The sequence below is a fragment of the Grimontia sp. SpTr1 genome (genome assembly GCF_947387585.1).
GTDB classification, from domain to species: Bacteria; Pseudomonadota; Gammaproteobacteria; order Enterobacterales; family Vibrionaceae; genus Enterovibrio; species Enterovibrio indicus.
This window is the reverse complement of sequence record NZ_CANDOD010000024.1, coordinates 32,168-54,347: the sequence shown is the minus strand read 5'-3', so window position 1 is coordinate 54,347 and position 22,180 is coordinate 32,168. Positions and strand designations below refer to the sequence as shown.

The following is a 22,180-nucleotide window of genomic DNA, read 5'->3' as shown; positions in this document are numbered from 1 at the left end:
TCATCAAGAAGCCGAATATACGTACGCATCTTAACTTTGATTGCAGATTCGTTTTGTAGGTACGTGGATTCCATATATGGAATGGGGCAAAAGCCACTTACCTTACCGCCCTTCGCTTCTCGGCACTCAACACGCCATCACTGTCTAAAACTTTTGGCGTGAATGTACCACAAAGTGCATAAAGCCAGATTTGATTTTGATCGCATGGGAGTTTGATTGGGGAGATTTTGTTCAAAGAAATTAAGTAGTTGCGGATTGAGAGGGTTGGCTGCGCGGTGCAGCCAGGGGGCATTAGCTTTGTAGAGAGACTTTACACACTTGGGTCAGCGTTTCGCTTGGTCATGACTTTGTGAATGATAAAAAGATACAACACGGCCAGAACATCTAATTGTACAAATCCGTTTGACCCATTACCTGATGAGAATGAGGCAATGCTCCCCCCCAACGAGAAGCCAAACTCAACAACATTGTAAACGGGTAAGACCCAATCATATGTTAAGAAGACGCCACCCAAGCCGTAGTAGTTAAAATAGAAGCCACCAATCCCAACAGAAAATACCTGTAGCCCTATATTTAGGTACGATAAGAAGAAATACCTATCGTCTCTTTTTACAACCGTATACCCTGCAGCGATATTCAATGCTGCAACGACAAAACCAAAGAAGGCATCCACAAATAACTGGTTGTAGAGAGACAAAACGCAGGCCACGATAGCGAGAACACCGGTCGTAAGTTGGCAGTAACCTATCACGGAAAAATACGACTCCCATCTCTGCGCTTTCTGCTGTTCCAGCGAAGCTTCATAAAGCTCAATCTCTTCTCGGCGAGCAGATATCTCGGCAATCAGCTTTTGGTAATTTTCTGGATGAGCATCTGGGTCAATTGAAGAGAGTGCCTCAATCAGAGACTTGGGAGAGTATTTTGAGTAGTCAACGTACATTGTCTTCCTTCAAACCGAAATGGTGGCCAACAGGCATTCCCTGCCCCAAAAATCAGATTAAGCGATTTTGGGGGAGGTGTGCAAACGCTGCGCGGGGCAGCCGGAGAATGCTATGGCCTGTTGACTGGAGAATGGTTCATAGGAGTTAGGTGAGTGCCAAAAAGAGCAAAGGTGATAACGCTATGAATAAACAAGAAAACAGCCAGAAGTAGAAAAATAGCAAGAAAAATATATCTGAAATCGTTTTCCCAATTTTAGCTGCCGTCTCTCCTGCATCTGAGGCTGCCACTCTTACAGCGATTGGCCCAGTTAAAATGATTTTCTTCCTAGCAAAATACTTTGCGGACATCATTCCCAAAAAGCATAAAAGCAATATGCTAGCTGCGGGTCCAAATAACATATCGCTGATTGAAGTTATTAGCGGTAAAAAAACGGCAAACAATATCATCATCGCGAAGCATGTAAGCCATATGCTCAATATCGAAGAGTCTTTAAAGTAGGCGAACTTCTGAGCAAACCATTTGGGAAGATAGAACATGGCAATCCTCTTTTGGAGATAACATCGAAGTAACAGGCATTCCCTAGCAAAGAACCAGCGTAAGCGAACAAGAGATGTTGTGCAAAGTGACGGGGAGATAACGTGCGGTCGGCATCAGGATAGACTTGAGAGCCCAAACACCAAAGCGTTGACAGGAAGAAAGGTGTGAAGGGCTCTCACTGACAATGAGAGCGGATTTGGCCGGTGATGGCCAACCAAGGCGTCCGCTTTACGTGTGATGCGGGTACACGGTGTAAATGAGCGCTTTGTTATTCGGAAAGTTTGGGGGAGAGCTAAAAGCTGAGCCGCCCTTTCATTGCATGGGTCATGGGCGGACGTGCCGTTTATATGCTCGTAGCGTTAGCTGCCAAACAAGCTACGAACTTCACGCTTAAGTCGAGGCACCTCTACCCAGAAGGATATTTGAATTAATCCATATCCAGCCAAAGCCAACAACGCCAATAACAGTGCGCCAAGGAAGGTAGTATTGTAGATTGCGCTAATTAAGCCATCCAAAATGAACACTGTCCAGAATACATAAAAAACGCATCCAACAAATCGGGGACGGTATGTGACAACCACCTCAGATACTTGATTACCTACCTGACAGACTGCAACTGGTCCAAAGGCATTTCCTAGCCATGATTTGTATGTCAGCTTTAATGATTCCCCTGAATACGACCCTTCAAGCTTCGAAGAAGATATTCTGGTCTCAAGTGAGGTGTCGGAAATTTCTACCAGATGTTTCTCTTGAAAGTACGGGAATAATCCAAAAATATTTTTCACACTTACATGCCATCACTAATTGGAGTGCTAACGTCACGATAACGGGCGTTTACTAGCCAAACTGACTGAAACCCCTGAATCACAGCGTGTCTATGAAAAATGCGCCACGAGTAAACGTCATGTTGATGGCACTTGTTATGAATCTGCGCTATCGTCTCGTTCCAACGATCTAATGATCCACTGCTGATGAATGCTTTTCCTAACTGCACTCATCATGGGTTCAAGGGTGGCCAAATCTCTAATACTATTGTCCATTTCAATTAGATGACCAACTCCAACTAAGTGCGGTTCTCCTTCATCTACACAACCGGGAACACCACAAAGAAATTGCCAGTCACCATCGGCATCGCGAACGCTATATCTTACTGGGCGAGTTTTTCTAAACACATGCTCGCACACGTAAACGCCGTAATTGGGGTTAAACTCCATTCAGCCTCCAGTCATAACGTCGCAATAACGGGCGTTTATCAAAATACCCAAACCGCTTTAACCCATTGAATTAAAGACACTTTAAAAAGCCACTGTGATGGCAAAGTGTCACGTTCATTGTCTTTGTTACGTTACGTATCACTACACATCTTCAATTGTTACTGCACCGAAAACACCGGAGAGTTGCTCTAGAAAATAACCAAGAAAACTAAAGTAATCCCCAGAGCGATGGCAGTACAACCCTTTACTAACAATTCTGATTTCAAACATCATCTTGCAGCCTTCAAACTCTGAAACCGTCCAAAGCTCCTTTTCAAATTGAAGCCTTGCTATTTTATTAAGATTATTAATAAATGATTGAATTTCTTCTGTGCTTTGATATTCAAATTGGAATGTCTGAGCTAAGCCCACAATCTCTCCTCTGTGACATAACATCGCAATAATGGGCGCTTATCAAACCGCCCAAAACTGCTTTAACCCCTTGTATTAAAAACACTTTTAAAAGCTGCTGCATTGAAAAAGCGTCCGCGTTCATTGGCTTTGTTAGGGCGTTTTTGTCTCCAAAGCTGCTAACAGTTCTCTGTTGCCATTCTCTATTGCTATAGAAACAGCTGATACACCTTCATTGTTCGTATAGTCGGGCTCAGCACCATGTGCAACTAATATCTCAACCGTACTGTGATGTTCATTAAGTGCCGCTATCATTAAAGGACTAAACGCTAATTCTCCAGCAACAGAGTTGGGTTCAGCTCCTGCTTGTAATAACTTGACCAATATATCGTCTTCACCCCATTGAGCAGCCATATAAACTGGTGTTTCACCCTGCCAATTCGAAACATTGGGATTTGCTGACTTTGACAATAGCAAATTAACCAATGGCTCATCACCCATAATAGTGGCTATGTGCAACATGCTAGCCCCACAGCTATTTTGATAATTCACATCTAAACCATTTTCAATAAGTCGAAGAGAACGAGAATTGTCTTTCTCCTTAACTAAGGATTCGATAGCCTTATTAAAATTTGTAGTAGGATCAGTGTGACAAGGCTTGTCACTACATCCAGTCACGAGAGCCAAAAGAAACATTAAACTCAGTAAATTTCTACCCATTGTTTCTGCTATGCCCTAACGCCGTGCACAGCGGCTTGTAAAAATGGCGGTTGTTTTGCGGGTTTTGCAAAACAAGTGACAGTTTTACAAGTCCGTTGCTGCACCTTGTTATACGCTTGCTGATTTACCATGCCAAAACACTTCTTCGTGCCAGTAGTGAAGTACCCACGACTTATCTTTTGGCCAAACTGAAACGTCATCACTTGCACCATAGCAAAAGTCGTCCCAGTACTGAATAAACAAGTCTGTATTTGTAAGAACTGCAGTATCTCGTTGCCAAGAAACGATAATATCGCATTTTGGTAATCTGTTAGTTAGCCATTCTCTCACTTCATTTTGATCAATAGCCTCAATATTGATCGCCCAATTCACCAACACCACCGAAAGCCGCGTTTTCCGCGCGTAAGGAGCCCACGATGACAACCACAGAACTCGCCACCCAGGACACGCAAGCTTTGGCCATCGTTGATATGGACATGCCCCACTACGATGTCGCGACCATGATGTTTAACCCTGACATCATGGGACGCCTGGAACGCTTTGCAGAGCTCATGGCGCAAGGGAAAACCACGGTCCCTGCCCACCTGCGGGGCAGCGTCGGTGATTGTTTGGCGGTGACCCTTCAGGCCATGCAATGGCGCATGAATCCCCACGCAGTGGCACAGAAAACCCACCTGGTGAATGGGACCCTCGGGTACGAAGCCCAGCTGGTCAATGCGGTTATCAATACCATGGCGCCCACGAAAGACCGGTTACATTACGAGTGGTTTGGCGACTGGGATAAGTACATCCATGCTGGGCTCCAGAAGAAAGATGAAGACGGACTGGGCGTGCGCGTCTGGGCCACATTGAAAGGCGAAACCGAGCCCCGTCAGCTGGAAATTCTGCTCAAGCCTATCACCGTGCGAAACTCCCCGAACTGGAAATCCGACCCACGTCAGCAAATTGCCTATCTAGCGGTTAAGCGCTGGTCACGTCTGTATTGCCCAGATGTCATTCTCGGCGTGTACACCCCTGATGAGCTCGACATGCCGACCGAAAAAGCCATCAACGCGGTACCGTAAAAGCAGAGTAAAACCGCATCATTGCTGTCCAAACTGGCCCGGCCCCCGAGGCCGAAGTTCCAACAGAGGCGCTGGACAGAGTGTTGGAAAAAATCCAGGCCGCGCAAACAGAAACGGAACTGGCGGAAATGGAAGACACCGCCAAGACACTCCCGCCAGCCGCATTAAAAACCGCCCGCAGCGCGTACAAAGACAAATTGGCCAGCTTACGCGCAGCCGATGAACAGCCAGAGCACGTCGTTGATGCAGAGAAGGAGGAATAAGATGCTGACCGTATTATGTCTATTAGGGGCAGACGCGGTCCTAAGGACCACGCCCAACGGCCACAACGTGGCTAGTCTCTCCCTTGCCTATTCCATTGGCTATGGCGCGAACAAGGAAACCCAATGGCTCAATGGCCAACTTTGGGGTGACCGAGCGGTGAAACTGGCGCCCCACCTCACCAAGGGCAAGCAGCTGCTCATCCATGCCGAGGACGTGGCCGTCGATACCTACCAAAAAGGCGATGGCACCACAGCCGCGTCGCTGAAGGCAAAAATCATGAACGTGGAGTTCACCGACAGCGCCAAGACCGAAACGGCCCCCGCGCAAGCACAGCCCGCAGCACCGATTGAGACTGACTGGCGTGATATCAAGCCCCCTTTCTAATGGATTGAACGTCTTCGGAGGTTCGAATGAGCAATTATCACTTTATCCGGCTGTCTGATTGGGCAGCCGCCGTATTCCCTGGTGAACATTACTCCGCGGCGACCATGTCGCGCTGGGCCAAAACACGCCAAATCGATCCGCCTCCGCTAAAAGTGGGCGGCCGATGGATGGTCAGGCAGGACGCGCGGTTTATTGGGCTTGGCGAGGTAGCCAGCCATTCGTCAGATCCATTGGTAGAAAGGATTTTGCACCATGGCCGCTAGACCCCGCTCTCATAACCTCACCATCCAGAACTTATATGAAAAGCTCGATAAGCGCTCCGGCAAAGTCTACTACCAATACCGGGATGCCAGAACGGGCCGCTTTCACGGGCTGGGCACCGATAGAAAAAGAGCCATCGCAGCCGCTAAAGAGCTCAATGAGCGGATCGCCGTCCAAATGCTGGAGCACTACCAAAACATTCTCGAGCAGAACACGGCCAAGGTGACCCGTCACGGTATCCGCACCGCCACCTGGTGCAAAAGGTACATGACACTTCAACGCGAACGGCTGAAAAGCGGCGAGCTGACGGAGAATACAGTCAAGCAACGGGGCTATTGCATCAATGTGCTCGAGACCCGGCTTGGACAAGTGGGACTGAAAGACATTGATACCAAATCACTGGCTAAGATCCTCGATGAATACAGAGCCAAAAAGAAAATGCACATGGCAGCACGGCTGCGCTCAACCTGGATAGATTGCTTTAAAGAAGCACTTCACGCCGGGGAGATTGAAGGCGGGATCAATCCGGCGGTGGCGACACGTGCGCCAAGGCTCAAGGTGGCAAGAAACCGCCTGACACGGGACGAATGGCCAGTATTGGTCGAGACGGCCAAGAAACAGTCTTTCCCCTATATGTTGCACTCACTTTATCTGGCCCTCACGACAGGTTTACGGCGGCAGGACCTGTGCGACTTGAGGTTTTCGCATGTCAAACACGGCCATCTGTTGGTGAGTATCAACAAATCGCGTGGCAAAACAAAACTCGCGTTTCCACTGACGCTGACCAATCCACTGGTCGGCCTGTCCTTGGGGGAAATCATTGAACTTTGCCGCGCCACGGGCGTGCTCAGTCACTACCTGCTCCACCTCACCACCAAACATGCCCCCACGCGCAAGGGCTCGAAGGTCAGTGCGATGTCTCTCAGCAAATCGTTTCTCAAAATCCGCGACGAGAGCGGTTTGACATGGAAAGATGGCACGGCGCCGAGTTTTCATGAGCTGCGCTCGCTGGCTGAACGAACCTACGCCGACCTCGGCTATGACACGCAGGTGTTACTGGGACACAAAAGCCGAAAAATGACAGACAAGTACCATGATGAACGTGGAAGTGAATATATCTATGTCAAAGCGCCTTTAAAATTGTGACGTTGTCACTCAAAACCCGTTTCTTGGGATCAAGGCACAATACCACTGGATCATCGCTGTCGTTTTGGAGGGATAGTTTTGGAGGGATTTTGGAGGGAACTTTTTATTACGTCTCACCGAATGAGTGAAGAAAATAGAGATAAGAAGGCATTTATCCGTTTAAAAACCCCAATCACCTCCATTAAAAAGTCAAAAAACAAAAGTGCTAATCATCTGTTATTAATACAATAAATGGGAGTATTTATAAACTTAAACCAAAAAGCGCCGGGTTTCCCCAGCGCCTTACATAACCTTACCCAAAGTCGGCATTTTTACTTCGCTATATTGAAGAATGCGCCGTCTTTACAAGTGAAGGTGTAGTATTTTTCACGCTCCATGTACTTCTCAAAGCCTTTACCTTCACAGTAGGTCGCGTTTAAATCTGAAGAAATGTTCAAACGGCTATCAACCACACGCTGATCTGGGTTTGGCATTGACTCCGCCGTTTCAATTGAAGAACAGCCTGCCATCAAAGCCGCTGCAGTAAGAGAAATCAGTACTTTTTTCATTGTCATCTGCCTTTATAAAACGTAGTTAGAGCCATCATTGCAGGCGAGCTTAATTTCGCCGCTCTTACTTGAGACGAAGTCACGAATACCCATGCTAGAGCAATATACCCTGTCCATCTCGACTATTTGTTCCAAAGAAATGTCACCACGGATAATGTAAGAGCTACCGCTGTCACACATCACGCGCAGTCCATCAACCGTGTGTGAATAGGCTTTTGCGCTGTCACTCTGACAAAGCTTGATAGCCGCATCGATACGTTCATCCATAGGATCTGGTGCAGACGAACAGGCTGCGAGCAGAAGAACGCCAGAAGCCACAAGTAACTTTTTCATCATCTTTATTAATCCCAATGACTAGTTTACTCAACACTTCCAACACATTAGCACAGACTGGATGGTGAAAACATATTGCGACTTGGTTCAAATCAAAAGTTTTAGGTTATCTTTTAGCCGCTCTATAGAGGAAGCAGTCGTCACGGGCGTGACACCATAATCAGATATGGTTTTTAGCACCAAGGAGGATGTCGTCGCTTCGCTCTCTTCTGCCTGCATTTGTAACTCTTCCACCATGATTGCATTGAGCAGATTGTCATACTCATCAGTTAGCTCGTCTGGCGAAAGCTCATAACTCCCATCTAGCAATGGGCTGTAACCAATGATTTCTGGTTTGCATTCAAGGTGTTTTAAAGCCCCGAATAAGTGTTCGTTCATCACTACCTGAGGGCCAAACTTGGCGTCGATGTTAGGAGACAACAAGGTATAGCGATACTGAACGTATTTGAATGGCTCAAGGTTGTTTTGATTGATCACATCGAGCAGCTCCAGCACTCTTGGCTCTTTATAGTTCGAAATGCCAAGCGCCTTGACTGTTCCCTGTTCGACAAGCGAAGACATCGTTTTCCAAGTTTCAATCAGCGGTGTGTTTTCATCGTCAACGTGGGCGTAGAGAACATCAATGTAGTCAGTTTGAAGACGGGACAAGCAATCATCGATTGACTGCATAATATTGCCGGGCGAGAGTCCATCCAGCTTGTCGTAAGTAAAGCCATCCACCGACTGAGCGCCGATTTTTGTCATGATTTCAACATCAGAACGGTCTTTCGTCTTCAGCCACTCTCCGATAACAGTTTCACTTTCGCCCCCTTTACCATCGGGATGCCAGACAGCGTAGTTATTAGCGGTGTCGAGTCTCCGTCCCCCCAACGCCAAGTATCCATCGAGAACTGAAAAACTCTCTTCGCGACTGGTATAGGTGCCGAATTTAGCCGTGCCCAAAATAATGGGGAACATATGCGCTCGCCTCGCATTCGCTAACTTTTCAAGCGGACTCGAAAGTTGCAATTATGTTAATAGTCATATTAACCATAGTCTTTGAGGGGAAAGAGAACAATATGTGAAAGATCAAATCACTAAGGTGATTCAGAACTTGAACAGCATCAGAGTGAATAGCAACGACATGGCCCAAGGCCTAGTAACCCGTTGCTTCCATAAAGCCGACGCCTTTTACCGAGCCATTTATCATGATTGGCCCTTCCCAATAAGGGAAAGTAAACGGTAACCAGTTCTGTTCATGGATGGGTTTAGTGGTAAGCATAATGTCCTGTTCAGGCACCTGAATCTTCCATTTGATCGGAAGATGGCGGCCAGTGGGCATTTTCGCGAAGGCGATAGGTTGAAGTTCAATTTCGCCGTTTTTCAGCGTCTTGGTGTTTCCTGCGGCATCAGTGATAGAGCCAAACCGGTAAGGCGATTGCTCCCCGCGAACCTGCACCAACATAAGCGAACGACCGTCATCAAGTTGAAGAGAAAACCAATCCCAACCAAGTTGATCTTCACTCAAGGCTTGGGTACTCCATTCGCGGTCAACCCAGCCTTTTCCAGATACCTTCACGGATTTGCCGTTCAATTCGATCACTCCATCCAATGCGACAGCTGGCACGCTGAAATAGTAAGAGGCGACATCTTTTACCGCATGTTTTTGGCTATAACCATTATCGCCTTGCAAAATCTCTGGAAGGTTTTTTGACATGGTTAACTTGAAAGTAAAATCCTTGTCTTCCGCTTGCAGTTTGGCTGGAAATGGTTGCTCTCCGTTTCCACGCCATTGCCAGTTATCCAACCACACATTGAATGGCTTATCTGATACGCCTGCTTGACCAATTCCGCCCCGGGAAAAACGCTCTGCGGCGAAAACACCCGCTTTCGTCGTCAGCACGGCATGAGCCATGAAAATCTGGTTGTTGTCCCAACCCTCACCTCTTTGCGATGAGATGGCAGAGCGGAACAACGTCCACTGAATACCATAATGATTTCCCGCTTCATCTTGCAGATTTCCTGTGACGTACCACCACTCCTGACGAAAATCGTCGTGCGAACCGTAGTCTTTCGGAAATTGGATTTCCCGGCCAGGAACTACCTTCGTAAAGTCTTCAGCATTAGCGGCAACCAGTGCAGCCACAGCAGTTCGGTCTGGCGGATCGTCTTTCAGCAACACGGAACCAAACAGTGCCAACAAACACAGCAGAGCAGCAAAGCTCCAGCCAATGACTGTCAACATAAAGGGTTGTGGCTTCGCCTCGCGCATTACTGAGCCTCCCGCAAGGAAAGGATTGCAGACCGCTTGATCAAACGCCACACAGGCCAACATCCTGCCAATAGCAACGTCAGCAAAGAGCCACCCAAGGTAATAAGATAACTGGCTGGGAAGTAGGACACCGACATCGTCCAGCCAAAAGAGTATTTGAGCACGATGTTAATTAACACTTCAGCGATAACGAGCCCAAGAGGCAAAGCAAACAGCGCGGAAAACAAGCCAATCAGCATCAATTGACCGCCACCTAAAAAAGCCAATTCCCGCCCTGATATCCCCATATATCGAAGCAGAGCATACTGACGTTGGCGCGAAAGCTCAGTTGCCAGCGTTGAGAAGAACAGTCCACAAATGGCGATGATAAGGGTTAGCGTGCAAAGCGTATCAGTAACCAAAAACGTTCGGTCAAAAATACGCATTGCAGTAGCAAGAATATCTCTTTGATTGCTGACTTGCGTCTCCTGCAGATTGAACTGCTTGCGCATGCCATCAACCAGCGCTTCTTCATTAGCGCCCTCATTAAAAAGTGCGGCCACTCCTACCCGTCCCGCATCCTGAATCCAAGGAATTAAAGAAGAGCGGTTAGAGACAATCACTTGGCTATATGGGTTACCGTAATCAAAATAGATGCCCGCCACTTTCCAGCCATCACCAAATGGGGCTGGAAGCGCAATGCTGTCTCCTGGTTGAGCATCAAATTTAAGCGCCAGTGACTCACTCAACATCATAGACTTGCCCTGATGCAAGTGGTTCCAGTAATCTGGCGCCGCCACTTTTATAGCCAGAGCCTCACGCTCTTCTGCACTGGTACCAATAGTATGGATTTCGACAATTCCTTGGGCGGTGTCTATTTCATGTCGCCACTGAACCAGACTGCGCTTAACTTCGTCTTGTTGTTCCAACCAATCTGATAGTTGCTGCGCCACCGCTTTTTCTGGTTTGACGTAGATGTCAGCCGCCAGTCGTTGCTGAAGCCAGTTTTCCGTTGTAGTTCGGAAACTTCCCACCATGGTTTCCATACCAATATTGGTGGCAATCGCCATCATAAAAGCCATGGCAGCAATGCCACGATAACTCAGGCTGGCTGACGCATCGGAAAGGAACCAACGCAGGCGGGCAATCTTGATCTTTTCAGAAAGTAGCAGAAAGCATTTCCACATCATAAACGGCAGAAACAAGCCGCCGCTGATAAGGATTAAGGCTATTAAGGTAAACCCTTGCGCTTGGCTTTGGGGTGCGCTGTAAACCAACATGGCGATGACAATAAACAGGGAGGCTACAATCGCTTGCCAGCTGAATTCTCGGCCAGAAAAACGAACCAGAGACATACGCTTTGAAAGGCGGGCAGGTGGCGTGGTAAGCAATCGATATAACGGCCAGCCAGATGCCAAAGCAAAACCACAAACGCCTAACAGGAAGCTGTAGAAGCCCCACTCCCATTGCCAGTTTAATGTGAGGTCGACATTCGCACCATAAAGGTCACTCAGGGTTGTTGCGACCGTTGGCATCAGTTTTTGGGCCAGTATCAGGCCTGCAATATTGCCGCCAATCAAACCCATAAAGAGCCAAATCAGCATTTCAAGGCTGACAACCCACGCTAGCGATTTCCTGCCAACGCCCAATTCTCGCATCAAGCCAACCAGTGGTTGTCGCTGTGCCATGGAAAGCGATATCGCTTGATAGAAGATAAACAGGCCAACGACAAAGGCCAGAAGTCCCATAGCGAATAGATTGAGGTGGAACGCTCTCGTCAATGGGCCCAATTGCGCCGTTTCTGTTCGGGATAGCGTGATCGTAGATGGAAGAACATCGCGCAATGCATCACGCTCGGCTTTATCCATGACCCCACAGTAAATAAGTTTGAAACCGTCATGGTCTGACAAGCCGCGGATAATAGACATGTCACCGAAAATACGGGTACCAGAACCAATCTGGCCACCTTCTACCAGTTTGATAGGTCCGATTTTGTTCCCATCTTTTAGCGTGATTTTTTGCCCATCCACCCAGCCAAGATGGTTAGCGAGTTCGGTGCTCACCCACTGGGTAGTGAATCCGTCTCGCAATGGCTGCTCTGCCGCCACTGAATCAGGGTTTGCTACGTTGAAAGCGAACATGGCGACGGTATCAACACCCATTAGCTGAATATCATGGCCATCCTGTGTTGAAGTTCGGTAGATATCGACAGGCACGCACTGGTTGAATCCTGCACGTCGCATCGAAATATACAGCGGCTCATCAACGCGTTTTCCGCGCTCACGATGATGGAGCACATAAGGAAACGGATTAGTAAATAAGCTGGCGCCTTTTTGGTAGCTGTCTTGCGCGTGTTGGTTGATTGACATAACACCAACCAACAAAGCGACGCCTAGCGTTAACCCCAGCCAGACAAGAAGAACCTGAAACGGATGTCGGCGGTAGTGTCCGAATAGCGCTTTAGCTACGGGTACGTACATTCAGAACGCCCCCTTGTAGCGTGACACGATGCCCAAGATAATCCGCCACTTTTTCACTGTGAGTGACAACGAGCAAAGTGCAATCAAGCGAATTGGTCAGTGTCGTGAGAAGACGCATTACTGCGTCGGCATTGCGCTCATCCAGACTGCCTGTCGGTTCGTCAGCCAGCAGGATTTTAGGTTCCATATAGAGAGAGCGCGCAATCGCTGCGCGCTGCTGCTGGCCACCAGACACCTCCTCGGGGTAGCGACCCAGCAAAGGCATCAAATCCAGCGCAGAGAGGATTTGTCGCCACAGAGCGTCGTCGTCATGCAGGCCTTTCAATTGGCGACAGAAACGGATGTTGTCAGCGATGGTAAGCGTGGGGAGCAGATTGAACTGCTGGAAGATCATGCCGATGTTGTTGCGGCGAAAACGAGTGCGGTCGCGCTCGGCAAGCTCGTGGATAGGCGTTCCCGCGACAATGACTTCACCGGAATCAGGATTATCTAATCCACCAATAAGGTTCAACAGTGTACTCTTACCTGAGCCACTCTCGCCCATCAAGGCCACCTGATCATGCTTGGCTAAGGATAGCTCTGCACCTTGCAATACTGGATGGAATTCCCCTCCATCAAGATAGCCTTTGCAAAGTCCAACCAGCTCTAGCATTTTTTCCCCTTGGTTTTTCCAACAAGCGTCGAAAAAGGTCGCGCGATAATGTGATAGGTGAAGCAATTTACCGCAAACTTCGGCGTCAAGAAAGGTGTTTGAATCCACAGCACATTTTGACAATTAATCACAATCGCCTATTTAACCATCAATTCATGCAGGCTATATCCAGCTTTAAAGGCATAGATAATCACAGATTTTTACTCTCTTTTCCGATAGCCTTGTTTCTTTGACACTGTGCTGACAACGAACAGTCACGCTTTCGCAAGTTAATTTGTCTTATTTCTCAATAAGGTCGTTGCGAAGGGAGTTTGTGCCAATGACAAAATATACGAGCAATCCTGCGGCAGAGATCGCTCTCATGGAATGAAGAAGTTTGCGATGAGATTCAAAATATGATGCCCAGTAAAAAGATGTTGGTGATTGGTGCGACGGGTTATGTGGGCAGTCATTTGGTGCCAAACTTATTGGCCTTAGGCTATCAGGTCATCGCAACCAGCCGCTCATTAGAGACACTAAAACATCAGGCCTGGCATAACCATCCCAACGTGACACTGGCGGAAGTGGATCTGTTAGACGAAGGTGACCTCTCCTCCATTCTGTCAGGAGTATCACAGGTCTTTTATTTGGTTCATGGCATGGCATCTGGATCAGATTTCTATCAGCATGAGCTCAATATGGCGCGTCATGTTTCAAATCAGATAGCAAAAAGTCAGGTTTCCCGGCTCATCTATCTGGGCGCGACCCAACCCAACAATGTCACTTCTACCCACCTCGCAGCCAGAAAAGTGACTGGGAATATCCTACGCGATTGCGGCAAGCAAGTGATTGAACTGCGCGCAGGCATTATCATTGGTAGTGGCTCTGCGGCCTTTGAAGTCATGCGAGATATAGTCTCTCACCTCCCTGTCATCACCACGCCAGTCTGGGTCCGTTCCAAATCCAGCCCGGTTGCCCTTGAAACCATGATTGGCTACCTCACCAAATTGATTGAAGTGCCTGTCGAAGGCTCTCCGATATTTGATGTCAGTGGCCCCGAAGTGATCAGCTATGAAGATCAAATGCGTCGTTTCGCCCGCATCATCAACAAGCGGATCTTCATCATTAAGGTGCCTTTACTGACACCCAAGATTTCCTCAATGTGGCTAACGCTTGTCACGACCGTGCCCAAATCTATTGCCAGTGCACTGATCGATGGACTGCGTTATGACTTGCTCCCTACCGGCAAGGACATAGGCACTCTAATTCCCGTACCACAACTCGGTTTTGAACAAGCCGTTGAATCCGCACTCAGCAATGAAAGTGATGTCGTAAAAAATGATATTTGGGGGTTTGACCCTGATGCCATCGCTCGCTGGCACCGAAATTATGGCTACTACCCCAAGCATGCTGGCTTCACCGTAGAAACCGATGCCACTGCGGCATCGCTCTGGTCGAACATACAAAAAGTTGGCGGTGATGAAGGTTATTTCTTCGGGAATTGGCTCTGGAAAATCCGGGCTTACATGGATGCAGCAGTTGGTGGAAATGCGCTGGGAAAACGTCGACCGCAAAGATCTTCGCTTGAAACTGGTGATTATATCGATAGCTGGAAAGTGATTCAGTGCCACCCGCAAAAACATTTGTCACTGCTGTTTGGCATGAAAGCACCGGGACTAGGCCGTCTGGAATTTACGGTGAAGGACTTGGGCGAAACGCGTTTGTTGGATATCCGCGCTTGGTGGCACCCTGCGGGTTTTAGCGGCTTGCTTTATTGGTTTGCGATGATGCCCGCTCACCTTTTTATCTTCAAAGGCATGGCTTTTGCTCTGGCAAAAAAAAGTGGTGCGAAGAAGACTACTCCTTCGCACCACATATAATTTCCTTGGGTCTGCTGACCTTTGCTTAACCTTATTAAGGCTTCAGACTCTCTGGTAACACCAGCAGTCTATCGGCTTGGTTGCGAGGCCAAATCTGGTATTCACCGTGGTATTTCACGATAGATTTGTAGTCAGTCACTTTGGTCATCAGCATGCCATGTTCGCGAACGGTTTCAATAAACCAAGATTCTGGACCACGAACATAAAGGCTCAACGGTTTTATCAGCTCGCCTTCTTCATTGAAGCTTTTGCCCAAAGCAATATTGCAGACTGCAAAAGAGTGCTGACCGTCTGAAATCACACGCACCTTACGGTTGATCTCGTATTCGGTGTGGGTCATCCAATCGGCCTCTTCAAGCGCGGCTACCAAAGCGTCAAACTGGCTTTTAGTAATCGCACTGTGCTCATCACCTTGCGGGAAGTGGTGATGATAAACGCTCGCAATATGTTGCATTTGGCCTTTAATATTGGCGTGTTTGCCCATGCTACGACCCTGCTGCACCCAGGCCGTCATTTCTTTAGAAACAGAATTTCCAAAGCGCTGTTTTTTTACTGCTTGGGCCACCCAACGGCAAAGGAAAGATTCCTCACTCACAGGGTTGCTTTGTAATTTGCCGCTAGCCTTTGCTTCTTCAAGTTCAGCAAGGGCAGAATCCACGACGGATTTAATGTCTTCGATGTAGCTCATTTTCTTATTTTTTCGCTAAGCCCCAGTAAAACAGGGCGGATAAAAACGCACATGCTGCCATAGCACCAGTCATCGGCCAGGCTGAATTCACGTGAATGACCGCCACTGTACCACCAACTATGGTGCCCGTACCAAATCTCAATGTTCCTGCCAGCGAGGACGCAGTGCCCGCAAGCTCGGGATACGCACTCAATACACACGCCATAGAGTTGCTTCCGACGATAGAGATGGTGCCGACAAAGAACATAACGGGAATCACTGTTCCCCATAAGCCCCATTCAAAAGCTTGCCCAGCAATCAGAGCGATACCTGACAGAAGTTGAATCGTCAGGCCGATTTGCAGCATCTTCTCACTGCCGATTTTGCGCACAAACTTGCCGTTAAAAGAGGTCATCACAATCAGACAGACGACGTTCAAGCCGAACAGATAACCAAAGTTCTGGGTACTTACGCCATAGTAGTCGATGTACACAAATGCACCGGCTGTCAGGAATGAGAACATGCCCGCGAAAGAAAAACCGGAAGCAAAGATATAGCCGACAGACTTTCTTGAGCGCAGTATCTTCATATAATTGCGCAGCGTTGAGCCAAGACGGAGTGGCGGCCTTCCCTGCACGGGTAAGGTTTCTGGAATCAGTGATAACACCAAAACAATAACCAACGCGGCAAAGCCCGCTAGCACCCAGAAAATCGAGCGCCAGCCAAACCAAACCGCCAGATAACCACCAATCATCGGCGCTGCCAGCGGTGCCACCGTCATCACCAAGGTGATAAACGACATGGTGCGAGCAAATTCTTCGCGGTCAAACATGTCCCGTACCAATGCCGCGATAACAACCGCTGCTGCAGCACCAAAAAAGCCCTGAGCAGCACGAACATAGGTCAAGGTTTCAATATCTGCCGCCAAAGCACTGACAACCCCACCAACCAAGAAAAATGCGACACCGCCAATCAGAACAGGGCGTCGGCCATAGCTGTCAGAGATTGGGCCATGAATAAGCTGACCAATAGCGAAGCCTGCGGTATATGCCGCCAGCGTTTGCTGGACCTGTCCCGGCGTTACCGACAGATCTCGCGCAATGTCAGGCATGGCTGGAAGGTACATATCAATAGCTAAAGGCGTGAGCGCGGCAATAGCGCCGAGCACAAGGATCAAGAGAAAGGTCAGCTGTTGCTGCTGTTGGTTTACTGCATTCGTCGTCATGTATGCCTTGGTAAAAGAGGAGGTGGAGAAAAAGTGGCTTACCTTGATTGATTCGAAGGCTCGCTGATACCCATCCTGGAAAGAGAGAGCGGGTATGGATCACATATTAACATCAAGATTCATTCCAGTGAGGAAATGATGCCTTTCTATCTGGATACAGTCGATAAATCCTTAATCTACTGAATTAGCAATTTTTTATTCAGATCAAAAAGCGCTGCAAAGCTGGCTTTGCAGCGCTTTATTTGATTCAAACTATTATACCCAAACGACCTGGAGATGCTCGCATTCAGAGGTCATCAATGCGTTCAATTCGAGGCAAATTTTACGTGGAATAGTCGCTCTATTTCCGTGGAATTTGACGAACAAGTGGGCGCATTGATGTCCTCCCTTCGGGCGAGTTGACTGACGGCGTGCTCTTTGTTGTTCCTTTTTGATGGAGGTGACTAGACCTACAAAGGAACGCCGCGATCACAACGCCAGTCAATCTCGCTGAATCCTGCATCTTCAGGTTGTTTGGGTATATTGCTTAGGTAAGAACAGTGCAATCTCTTCTTCGGTCAGCTCGCGGTATTCACCCGGCTCAAGTTCTTCATCCAGAATGAGTTCTCCGATGGATTCACGATGAAGACCAACCACCTTGTTGCCTACTGCGGCAAACATGCGTTTTACCTGATGGTATTTGCCTTCGTGAATGGTCAGAAGCACTTCTTTTTCGTCTATCTGTTCCATCTGAGCAGGTAAGGTTTCTGTCTTCTCGCCACGCAGTTTAATACCTTCTGCAAAAGTCGCTGCAACGCCCTCTTCGACCGCATCATCCAACCACACTCGGTAAGTCTTGTCGCATTTGTGTTTTGGGGACGTCACACGGTGTGACCATTGGCCATCATCGGTCAGAAGCAATAGACCGGTGGTATCGCAATCCAAGCGCCCTGCAATGTGCAGCTTCTCAGCACCGATTTCATCCAGCAGGACAAAAACCGTTGGATTGTAGGGGTCGTCGTGCGAACAAACATACCCTTCAGGCTTATTCATCATGTAGTAACGAGGACCGGACAGGCTCAGCGACATGCCATCGAATTCTACATCCGCATCTTCGGCAATTTTGATAGCACCGTTTTTGATGACTTCACCATCAACCGTGACACGTTCTTCTTTGAGGACTTTCGCTGCTTGTTTGCGCGTAACACCGACTGTTTCGCACAAGAATTTGTCTAGCCTAATCATTGCTTTTCACCACATATTTCTGAGGGCGCGGATTATATACTTAAACTCCCAAGAGAGGCAGTGTTTAAAGCTCGCTGCCGGGTGTTTTATCAGGAAAGTTCAGATCCGTTTATGTGCTCTCATTCCTTATTGTTGAAATTGCACTCTCCGATTCTCTGTCTATAACTAAGAGATGCCGAACTTAACAAAATCGCCACAGTCTAAACTCGTGACTTCTAAAATATGATTATAATCTCCCATCGACTAACTTATTGATCAGGGAAGCATTTATGAAAATTACGCTGCAGTCGCCTTCCGTAGAGTCAATGCCACGTCTGCTTGAACTGTCAAAGTTTATGCACGACCACGAGGCACTGACTTTTGATGTCGAACATGTGACTTCCGCATTCAGTTTCCTCATTGGACACCCTAACCATGGCGACGTTTTCCTTATCAGCCTTGAGCAAGGAAACGAGCAGGAAATTATCGGATATGTTGTGCTTTGTTACAGCTTCAGTATTGAACTGGGCGGACAAATCGCGGTGATCGACCAAATCTTCCTCCAGCAGGATTGGCGTCGACAAGGTGTCGGCTCTCATGTTCTACCGAATATCGAGGCGCATGCCCTCGAAAAAGACTGCCATGCTGTGATTCTTGAAGTGAACATTGGTAACAGCGGTGCCAGAGAGTTTTACGAGCAGTTTGACTATATGGCTCGCCGCCAGCATTGCATTATGTCCAAGCGTCTATCGCGCTAGCCTTTACTTTGTGTGGCAGATACACTGGGCAGCCTTGAATTGGCTGCCTTTTTGATTCCATGTATACCCTTCGTCCTTATCAAGCTGACGCGGTCAAAGCCGTCGTCCACTACTTTAGAAACAACACCACACCAGCCGTTGCGGTTCTCCCAACCGGTGCAGGAAAAAGTCTGGTTATCGCAGAGCTCGCGAAGTTGGCACGTGGTCGTGTTTTGGTGCTTGCTCATGTGAAAGAGTTGGTCGAACAAAACCACGAAAAGTACGAAGGCTATGGACTGAAAGGCGGGATTTTCTCTGCAGGTCTCGGCAGAAAAGAGAGCAACGACAAAGTCGTCTTTGCTTCTGTGCAATCCGTGGTGCGAAATCTTGATGCATTTAAAGATCAGTTTTCTTTGTTAGTTATCGATGAATGCCACCGCGTGCCGGATAATGAAGACAGTAGCTACCGTAAAGTCATTTCCCATCTCCAAACCGTTAACTCTGGCATTAAGGTATTGGGTCTAACAGCGACACCTTATCGACTCGGTATGGGCTGGATTTATCAATATCACACCGCTGGCCGTGTTCGCAGCGAGAAACCCAGATTCTTCCGCGATTGCATCTTCGAGTTACCCATCAGATTTTTATTAGATGAAGGCTTTCTTACCGAAGCGAAGATCCTTGATGCGCCAGTGTTGAGTTACGACTTTTCATCACTCAAAGCGTCACCAACAGGATTCTATAAAGAAGCGGATTTGGACCGTGTGATAGAAAACGCGCCAAGAGCAACGCCCCAAATCATTAATCAGGTTCTGGATTACGCCAAAGAACGGCATGGTGTGATGATCTTTGCCGCCACGGTAAAACACGCTCAGGAAATTCTCACCCTGCTGCCTGAGAACGAATCGGCACTCGTTATCGGTGATACAGCGCAAGATGAACGTGACAGTATTATCCAGCGCTTCAAAAAACGGGAAATTAGGTATCTGGTCAACGTATCAGTGCTGACAACCGGCTTTGATGCACCACATGTCGATCTCATCGCCATCTTGCGTCCGACAGAATCCGTCAGCCTGTATCAACAAATCGCAGGACGAGGATTACGCCTCTCTCCCGGTAAGACTGACTGTTTGATTCTGGATTATGCAGGCAATGTCTACGACCTATATCAACCTGAAATTGGCGATCCTAAGCCGGATAGCGACAGCGAAATCGTTACTGTTCCCTGCCCTGCCTGTGGCTTTAACAACAATTTCTGGGGCAAGTTGGATAACAATGGTTTTCTCATTGAACACTATGGCCGTCGTTGTCAGGGCTTCTTTGAAGACGATGATGGCGAACGTGAAATCTGTGGCTACCGCTTTCGCGCCAAGTTTTGCAGCGAGTGCGGCGCAGACAACGACATAGCCGCAAGGCGCTGCCACCAGTGTGATCACGCACTGGTCGATCCTGATAAAAAGCTGAGAGACGCCTTAAAGCTCAAAGATGCCATGATCATGGCCTGCGCTGATATGCGCTTAACAGCAGGGAAAAACAAATTCGATAAACCGCAGTTAAAAGTCACCTATGTCGGGCAGGATGGCGCGGAAATTCATGAAGTCTGGCCCCTTTCGACCAAACGTCAAAAGGATGAATTTCTCGCTAAATTTATCAATCCACATTTGGTTGACCGACACAGACCTTTTACCGACACGGCGCCTTCTAAAGTCGCACGTGCAGAGCACAGGCTGAGGTTTCCCGACTTTATTGTGGCGAGAAAGAATGGGCGTTTTTGGGCGATTAGAGATAAAATCTTCGACCTGAATCAGTTCGCCTCACAGCAAGAGGTCAGAACCATGTTGACCAACGTGGCTTGAGCGGAAAAACATCGCAACCCACCTCAAACCTGATGATTAAAAACACAATGCGCACAAGTACTCAGCATTCACGCATTAAATCACTGGTAACGCTTGTTATTACCCAGTCTCAATGTTAGTATCCGCGCTCGATTTACTTGGTACTTAGTTTGGTCGCAAATCTAGGTACTTATTTTCAACTCTCTATTTAAGAGTATTTATTATGAAATTCGAAGCAGTAGTACGTACTGAGCAGGGTAAAGGTGCGAGCCGCCGCCTGCGTCACGCTGATCAATTCCCAGCAGTAGTTTACGGTGGCGAAGCAGCTCCTGTAGCAATCGCTCTGGACCACAAAAAAGTGATCACTCAAATGGACAAGCCTGAGTTCTACGAAGCGATTACTCTGGTTATCGACGGTGCTGAAGTTAACGTTAAGCCTCAGGACATCCAACGTCACCCATTCAAGCCAAAAGTTATGCACATGGATTTCATCCGCATCTAATTGCGTTTGAGCTTGAATTGAAAAAGCGCCTCTCGAGGCGCTTTTTTTGTATCCGTTGTTTGCCGTCAGCTAATCAGTCTTCATCACCAAACAGGGACTGTTGTGGGCTGACCTCTTCCACATTTCCTTCAGCTTCTTTCGCCAACTTAGCCCGCATCACGCGCACGTAACGCTGCTTACAAAGTCGAATCACATTGCGTCTTTGCTCACCGGTAAAATCATTCCAGTGAAAACGCTCTTCCCTACTTCGAAAGCAACCTTTGCAATAGCCTTTGTTATTCACCTGACACACACCAATGCAAGGGCTAGGCACGGTAAAGAAATCGAGTTGTTCCATACACCCTCCGATGTCGTTTGTGTCTGTGTTTTCATTCAAGCGAGTTTTCACTCGAAAAGCAAATTTCCTTCTGTAACTCGCTGATATTAACTTTACGCCCAATCATTTCCGCTTAGGTGATTTCCACTAGCGGAATAAAATTCCATTGCGTTTAGTGGTCTAAATTTGTTAAGTTGACCACATAACCTTTTGGGTTATCGCCTTTTTGCAGTACAGAGCTCCAACTCTGAAAGAATAAAATAAAAGGGCGCAAGGATGATTGTTATTTAGGAGGAGTTATGTCGTTTTTTGTTCCGTCCGCTGAGTCCCAAGATCACGCAGAATCCATTTACTTAGCCATTGCTAAACACGTTGATGCCCCAGTCAAGGATTCACGCATTGAAAGCCTGACATGGGAACATGAAGGCCAGGAAGTGAAGGCTAAAGTTGGCGATAAATTACCGACCTGCTTTGGCACTGACGATGAAGTAATTCTCGCGATTTTTGATTGTGGTGATGTCTATAAAGTGTGCACACCAAACCGTGGTGCCGTCTGCTTTGACCCGGTTGTTGCCTCTCGCACTTACGTTTCAAGCGTCGATTTCTTCTAGTTCGAAGTATTTTGAAGACAAAGAGCCGGGCAATAAATGCCCGGCTCTTTGTTTTTCTTC

At 47.8% G+C, this 22,180-nt stretch carries 27 protein-coding genes; 10 read left to right on the top strand and 17 right to left on the bottom strand.

Annotated features, from left to right (window positions below; translation table 11 throughout):
- Positions 1 to 310 precede the first annotated feature (310 nt).
- From QL223_RS23630 to QL223_RS23600, 7 genes are all read right to left on the bottom strand, one after another.
- The gene (locus QL223_RS23630; protein WP_281546140.1) at positions 311 to 940 is read right to left on the bottom strand and encodes a hypothetical protein; all 630 of its coding nucleotides are present in this window, start codon (positions 938 to 940) and stop codon (positions 311 to 313) included.
- A gap of 145 nt (positions 941 to 1,085) precedes the next feature.
- Positions 1,086 to 1,478, bottom strand: coding sequence for a hypothetical protein (locus QL223_RS23625; RefSeq protein ID WP_039850639.1), 393 nt, complete (start codon positions 1,476 to 1,478; stop codon positions 1,086 to 1,088).
- Positions 1,479 to 1,838: 360 nt separating this feature from the next.
- Positions 1,839 to 2,264 carry a hypothetical protein gene (locus QL223_RS23620; protein WP_281546139.1) on the bottom strand — a complete coding sequence of 142 codons (426 nt, stop codon included), beginning with the start codon at positions 2,262 to 2,264 and terminating at the stop codon, positions 1,839 to 1,841.
- A gap of 135 nt (positions 2,265 to 2,399) precedes the next feature.
- Positions 2,400 to 2,693 (bottom strand): hypothetical protein, encoded by a 294-nt coding sequence (locus tag QL223_RS23615; RefSeq protein WP_051997557.1) that lies wholly within the window; start codon positions 2,691 to 2,693, stop codon positions 2,400 to 2,402.
- 141 nt (positions 2,694 to 2,834) lie between these two features.
- Positions 2,835 to 3,104: a hypothetical protein gene (locus QL223_RS23610; RefSeq protein ID WP_002542505.1), complete on the bottom strand. Its 270-nt coding sequence runs from the start codon at positions 3,102 to 3,104 to the stop codon at positions 2,835 to 2,837.
- Positions 3,105 to 3,236: 132 nt separating this feature from the next.
- Positions 3,237 to 3,803: an ankyrin repeat domain-containing protein gene (locus QL223_RS23605; RefSeq protein ID WP_083939979.1), complete on the bottom strand. Its 567-nt coding sequence runs from the start codon at positions 3,801 to 3,803 to the stop codon at positions 3,237 to 3,239.
- A 108-nt stretch (positions 3,804 to 3,911) separates the two neighbouring features.
- The gene (locus QL223_RS23600) at positions 3,912 to 4,175 is read right to left on the bottom strand and encodes a hypothetical protein (RefSeq protein WP_281546138.1); all 264 of its coding nucleotides are present in this window, start codon (positions 4,173 to 4,175) and stop codon (positions 3,912 to 3,914) included.
- Between the two features lie 44 nt (positions 4,176 to 4,219).
- Here QL223_RS23600 and QL223_RS23595 point away from each other — a divergent pair, with 44 nt between their 5' ends.
- The 5 genes from QL223_RS23595 to QL223_RS23575 all read left to right on the top strand — a co-directional run bounded on the left by QL223_RS23595 (position 4,220) and on the right by QL223_RS23575 (position 6,922).
- Positions 4,220 to 4,867, top strand: a complete 648-nt coding sequence (locus QL223_RS23595) for a RecT family recombinase (RefSeq protein WP_281546137.1) — start codon at positions 4,220 to 4,222, stop codon at positions 4,865 to 4,867.
- Positions 4,868 to 4,950: 83 nt separating this feature from the next.
- Complete coding sequence (locus tag QL223_RS23590) at positions 4,951 to 5,130, top strand: hypothetical protein (RefSeq protein ID WP_281546136.1); 180 nt, start codon at positions 4,951 to 4,953, stop codon at positions 5,128 to 5,130.
- Between the two features lies 1 nt (position 5,131).
- Positions 5,132 to 5,515, top strand: a complete 384-nt coding sequence (locus tag QL223_RS23585; protein WP_281546135.1) for a single-stranded DNA-binding protein — start codon at positions 5,132 to 5,134, stop codon at positions 5,513 to 5,515.
- A gap of 26 nt (positions 5,516 to 5,541) precedes the next feature.
- A complete protein-coding gene (locus QL223_RS23580) occupies positions 5,542 to 5,778 on the top strand; it encodes an excisionase (RefSeq protein ID WP_002542500.1) in 237 nt (78 codons plus the stop codon).
- Positions 5,768 to 6,922 carry a phage integrase Arm DNA-binding domain-containing protein gene (locus QL223_RS23575; protein ID WP_281546134.1) on the top strand — a complete coding sequence of 385 codons (1,155 nt, stop codon included), beginning with the start codon at positions 5,768 to 5,770 and terminating at the stop codon, positions 6,920 to 6,922. The genes QL223_RS23580 and QL223_RS23575 overlap by 11 nt, the downstream gene beginning before the upstream one ends.
- 311 nt (positions 6,923 to 7,233) lie before the next feature.
- On the opposite strand, the gene QL223_RS23570 is transcribed toward QL223_RS23575, so the two are convergent.
- The 6 genes from QL223_RS23570 to QL223_RS23545 form a co-directional block, all read right to left on the bottom strand.
- A complete protein-coding gene (locus tag QL223_RS23570) occupies positions 7,234 to 7,470 on the bottom strand; it encodes a hypothetical protein (RefSeq protein WP_002542498.1) in 237 nt (78 codons plus the stop codon).
- A 12-nt stretch (positions 7,471 to 7,482) separates the two neighbouring features.
- A complete protein-coding gene (locus QL223_RS23565; RefSeq protein ID WP_002542496.1) occupies positions 7,483 to 7,806 on the bottom strand; it encodes a hypothetical protein in 324 nt (107 codons plus the stop codon).
- Between the two features lie 84 nt (positions 7,807 to 7,890).
- Positions 7,891 to 8,760, bottom strand: a complete 870-nt coding sequence (locus tag QL223_RS23560; RefSeq protein ID WP_281546133.1) for an aldo/keto reductase — start codon at positions 8,758 to 8,760, stop codon at positions 7,891 to 7,893.
- Between the two features lie 178 nt (positions 8,761 to 8,938).
- Positions 8,939 to 10,054: a lipocalin-like domain-containing protein gene (locus QL223_RS23555; protein WP_281546132.1), complete on the bottom strand. Its 1,116-nt coding sequence runs from the start codon at positions 10,052 to 10,054 to the stop codon at positions 8,939 to 8,941.
- Positions 10,054 to 12,513: an ABC transporter permease gene (locus QL223_RS23550; RefSeq protein ID WP_281546131.1), complete on the bottom strand. Its 2,460-nt coding sequence runs from the start codon at positions 12,511 to 12,513 to the stop codon at positions 10,054 to 10,056. Before QL223_RS23550 ends, QL223_RS23555 begins: the two co-directional genes overlap by 1 nt.
- Positions 12,494 to 13,165, bottom strand: coding sequence for an ABC transporter ATP-binding protein (locus QL223_RS23545; protein WP_281546130.1), 672 nt, complete (start codon positions 13,163 to 13,165; stop codon positions 12,494 to 12,496). Before QL223_RS23545 ends, QL223_RS23550 begins: the two co-directional genes overlap by 20 nt.
- A gap of 398 nt (positions 13,166 to 13,563) precedes the next feature.
- Between QL223_RS23545 and QL223_RS23540 the strand changes: the two genes are divergently transcribed.
- Entirely contained in the window at positions 13,564 to 15,024 is a 1,461-nt protein-coding gene (locus tag QL223_RS23540; RefSeq protein WP_039850641.1) for a DUF2867 domain-containing protein, read from the top strand.
- A 34-nt stretch (positions 15,025 to 15,058) separates the two neighbouring features.
- Here the strand turns inward: QL223_RS23540 and QL223_RS23535 are convergent, their stop codons facing one another.
- The 3 genes from QL223_RS23535 to rsuA form a co-directional block, all read right to left on the bottom strand.
- Positions 15,059 to 15,712 carry a DUF2913 family protein gene (locus QL223_RS23535; RefSeq protein WP_281546129.1) on the bottom strand — a complete coding sequence of 218 codons (654 nt, stop codon included), beginning with the start codon at positions 15,710 to 15,712 and terminating at the stop codon, positions 15,059 to 15,061.
- A 4-nt stretch (positions 15,713 to 15,716) separates the two neighbouring features.
- Entirely contained in the window at positions 15,717 to 16,916 is a 1,200-nt protein-coding gene (locus QL223_RS23530) for a Bcr/CflA family multidrug efflux MFS transporter (protein WP_002542487.1), read from the bottom strand.
- 504 nt (positions 16,917 to 17,420) lie between these two features.
- Positions 17,421 to 18,140 (bottom strand): 16S rRNA pseudouridine(516) synthase RsuA, encoded by a 720-nt coding sequence (rsuA, locus tag QL223_RS23525; RefSeq protein ID WP_281546128.1) that lies wholly within the window; start codon positions 18,138 to 18,140, stop codon positions 17,421 to 17,423.
- Positions 18,141 to 18,409: 269 nt separating this feature from the next.
- Between rsuA and QL223_RS23520 the strand changes: the two genes are divergently transcribed.
- The 3 genes from QL223_RS23520 (at position 18,410) to rplY (ending at position 21,193) form a co-directional block, all read left to right on the top strand.
- Positions 18,410 to 18,877, top strand: coding sequence for a GNAT family N-acetyltransferase (locus tag QL223_RS23520; protein WP_002542241.1), 468 nt, complete (start codon positions 18,410 to 18,412; stop codon positions 18,875 to 18,877).
- Between the two features lie 59 nt (positions 18,878 to 18,936).
- Positions 18,937 to 20,712 (top strand): DEAD/DEAH box helicase, encoded by a 1,776-nt coding sequence (locus QL223_RS23515; RefSeq protein ID WP_281546127.1) that lies wholly within the window; start codon positions 18,937 to 18,939, stop codon positions 20,710 to 20,712.
- Positions 20,713 to 20,914: 202 nt separating this feature from the next.
- Positions 20,915 to 21,193, top strand: coding sequence for a 50S ribosomal protein L25 (gene rplY, locus QL223_RS23510; protein WP_002542243.1), 279 nt, complete (start codon positions 20,915 to 20,917; stop codon positions 21,191 to 21,193).
- A 73-nt stretch (positions 21,194 to 21,266) separates the two neighbouring features.
- Here rplY and QL223_RS23505 read toward each other — a convergent pair whose 3' ends face one another.
- Positions 21,267 to 21,530, bottom strand: coding sequence for a DUF1289 domain-containing protein (locus tag QL223_RS23505; protein ID WP_002542244.1), 264 nt, complete (start codon positions 21,528 to 21,530; stop codon positions 21,267 to 21,269).
- A gap of 278 nt (positions 21,531 to 21,808) precedes the next feature.
- On the opposite strand from QL223_RS23505, the gene QL223_RS23500 reads away from it, so the two are divergent.
- Positions 21,809 to 22,120, top strand: a complete 312-nt coding sequence (locus tag QL223_RS23500) for a hypothetical protein (RefSeq protein ID WP_002542245.1) — start codon at positions 21,809 to 21,811, stop codon at positions 22,118 to 22,120.
- Positions 22,121 to 22,180 lie beyond the last annotated feature (60 nt).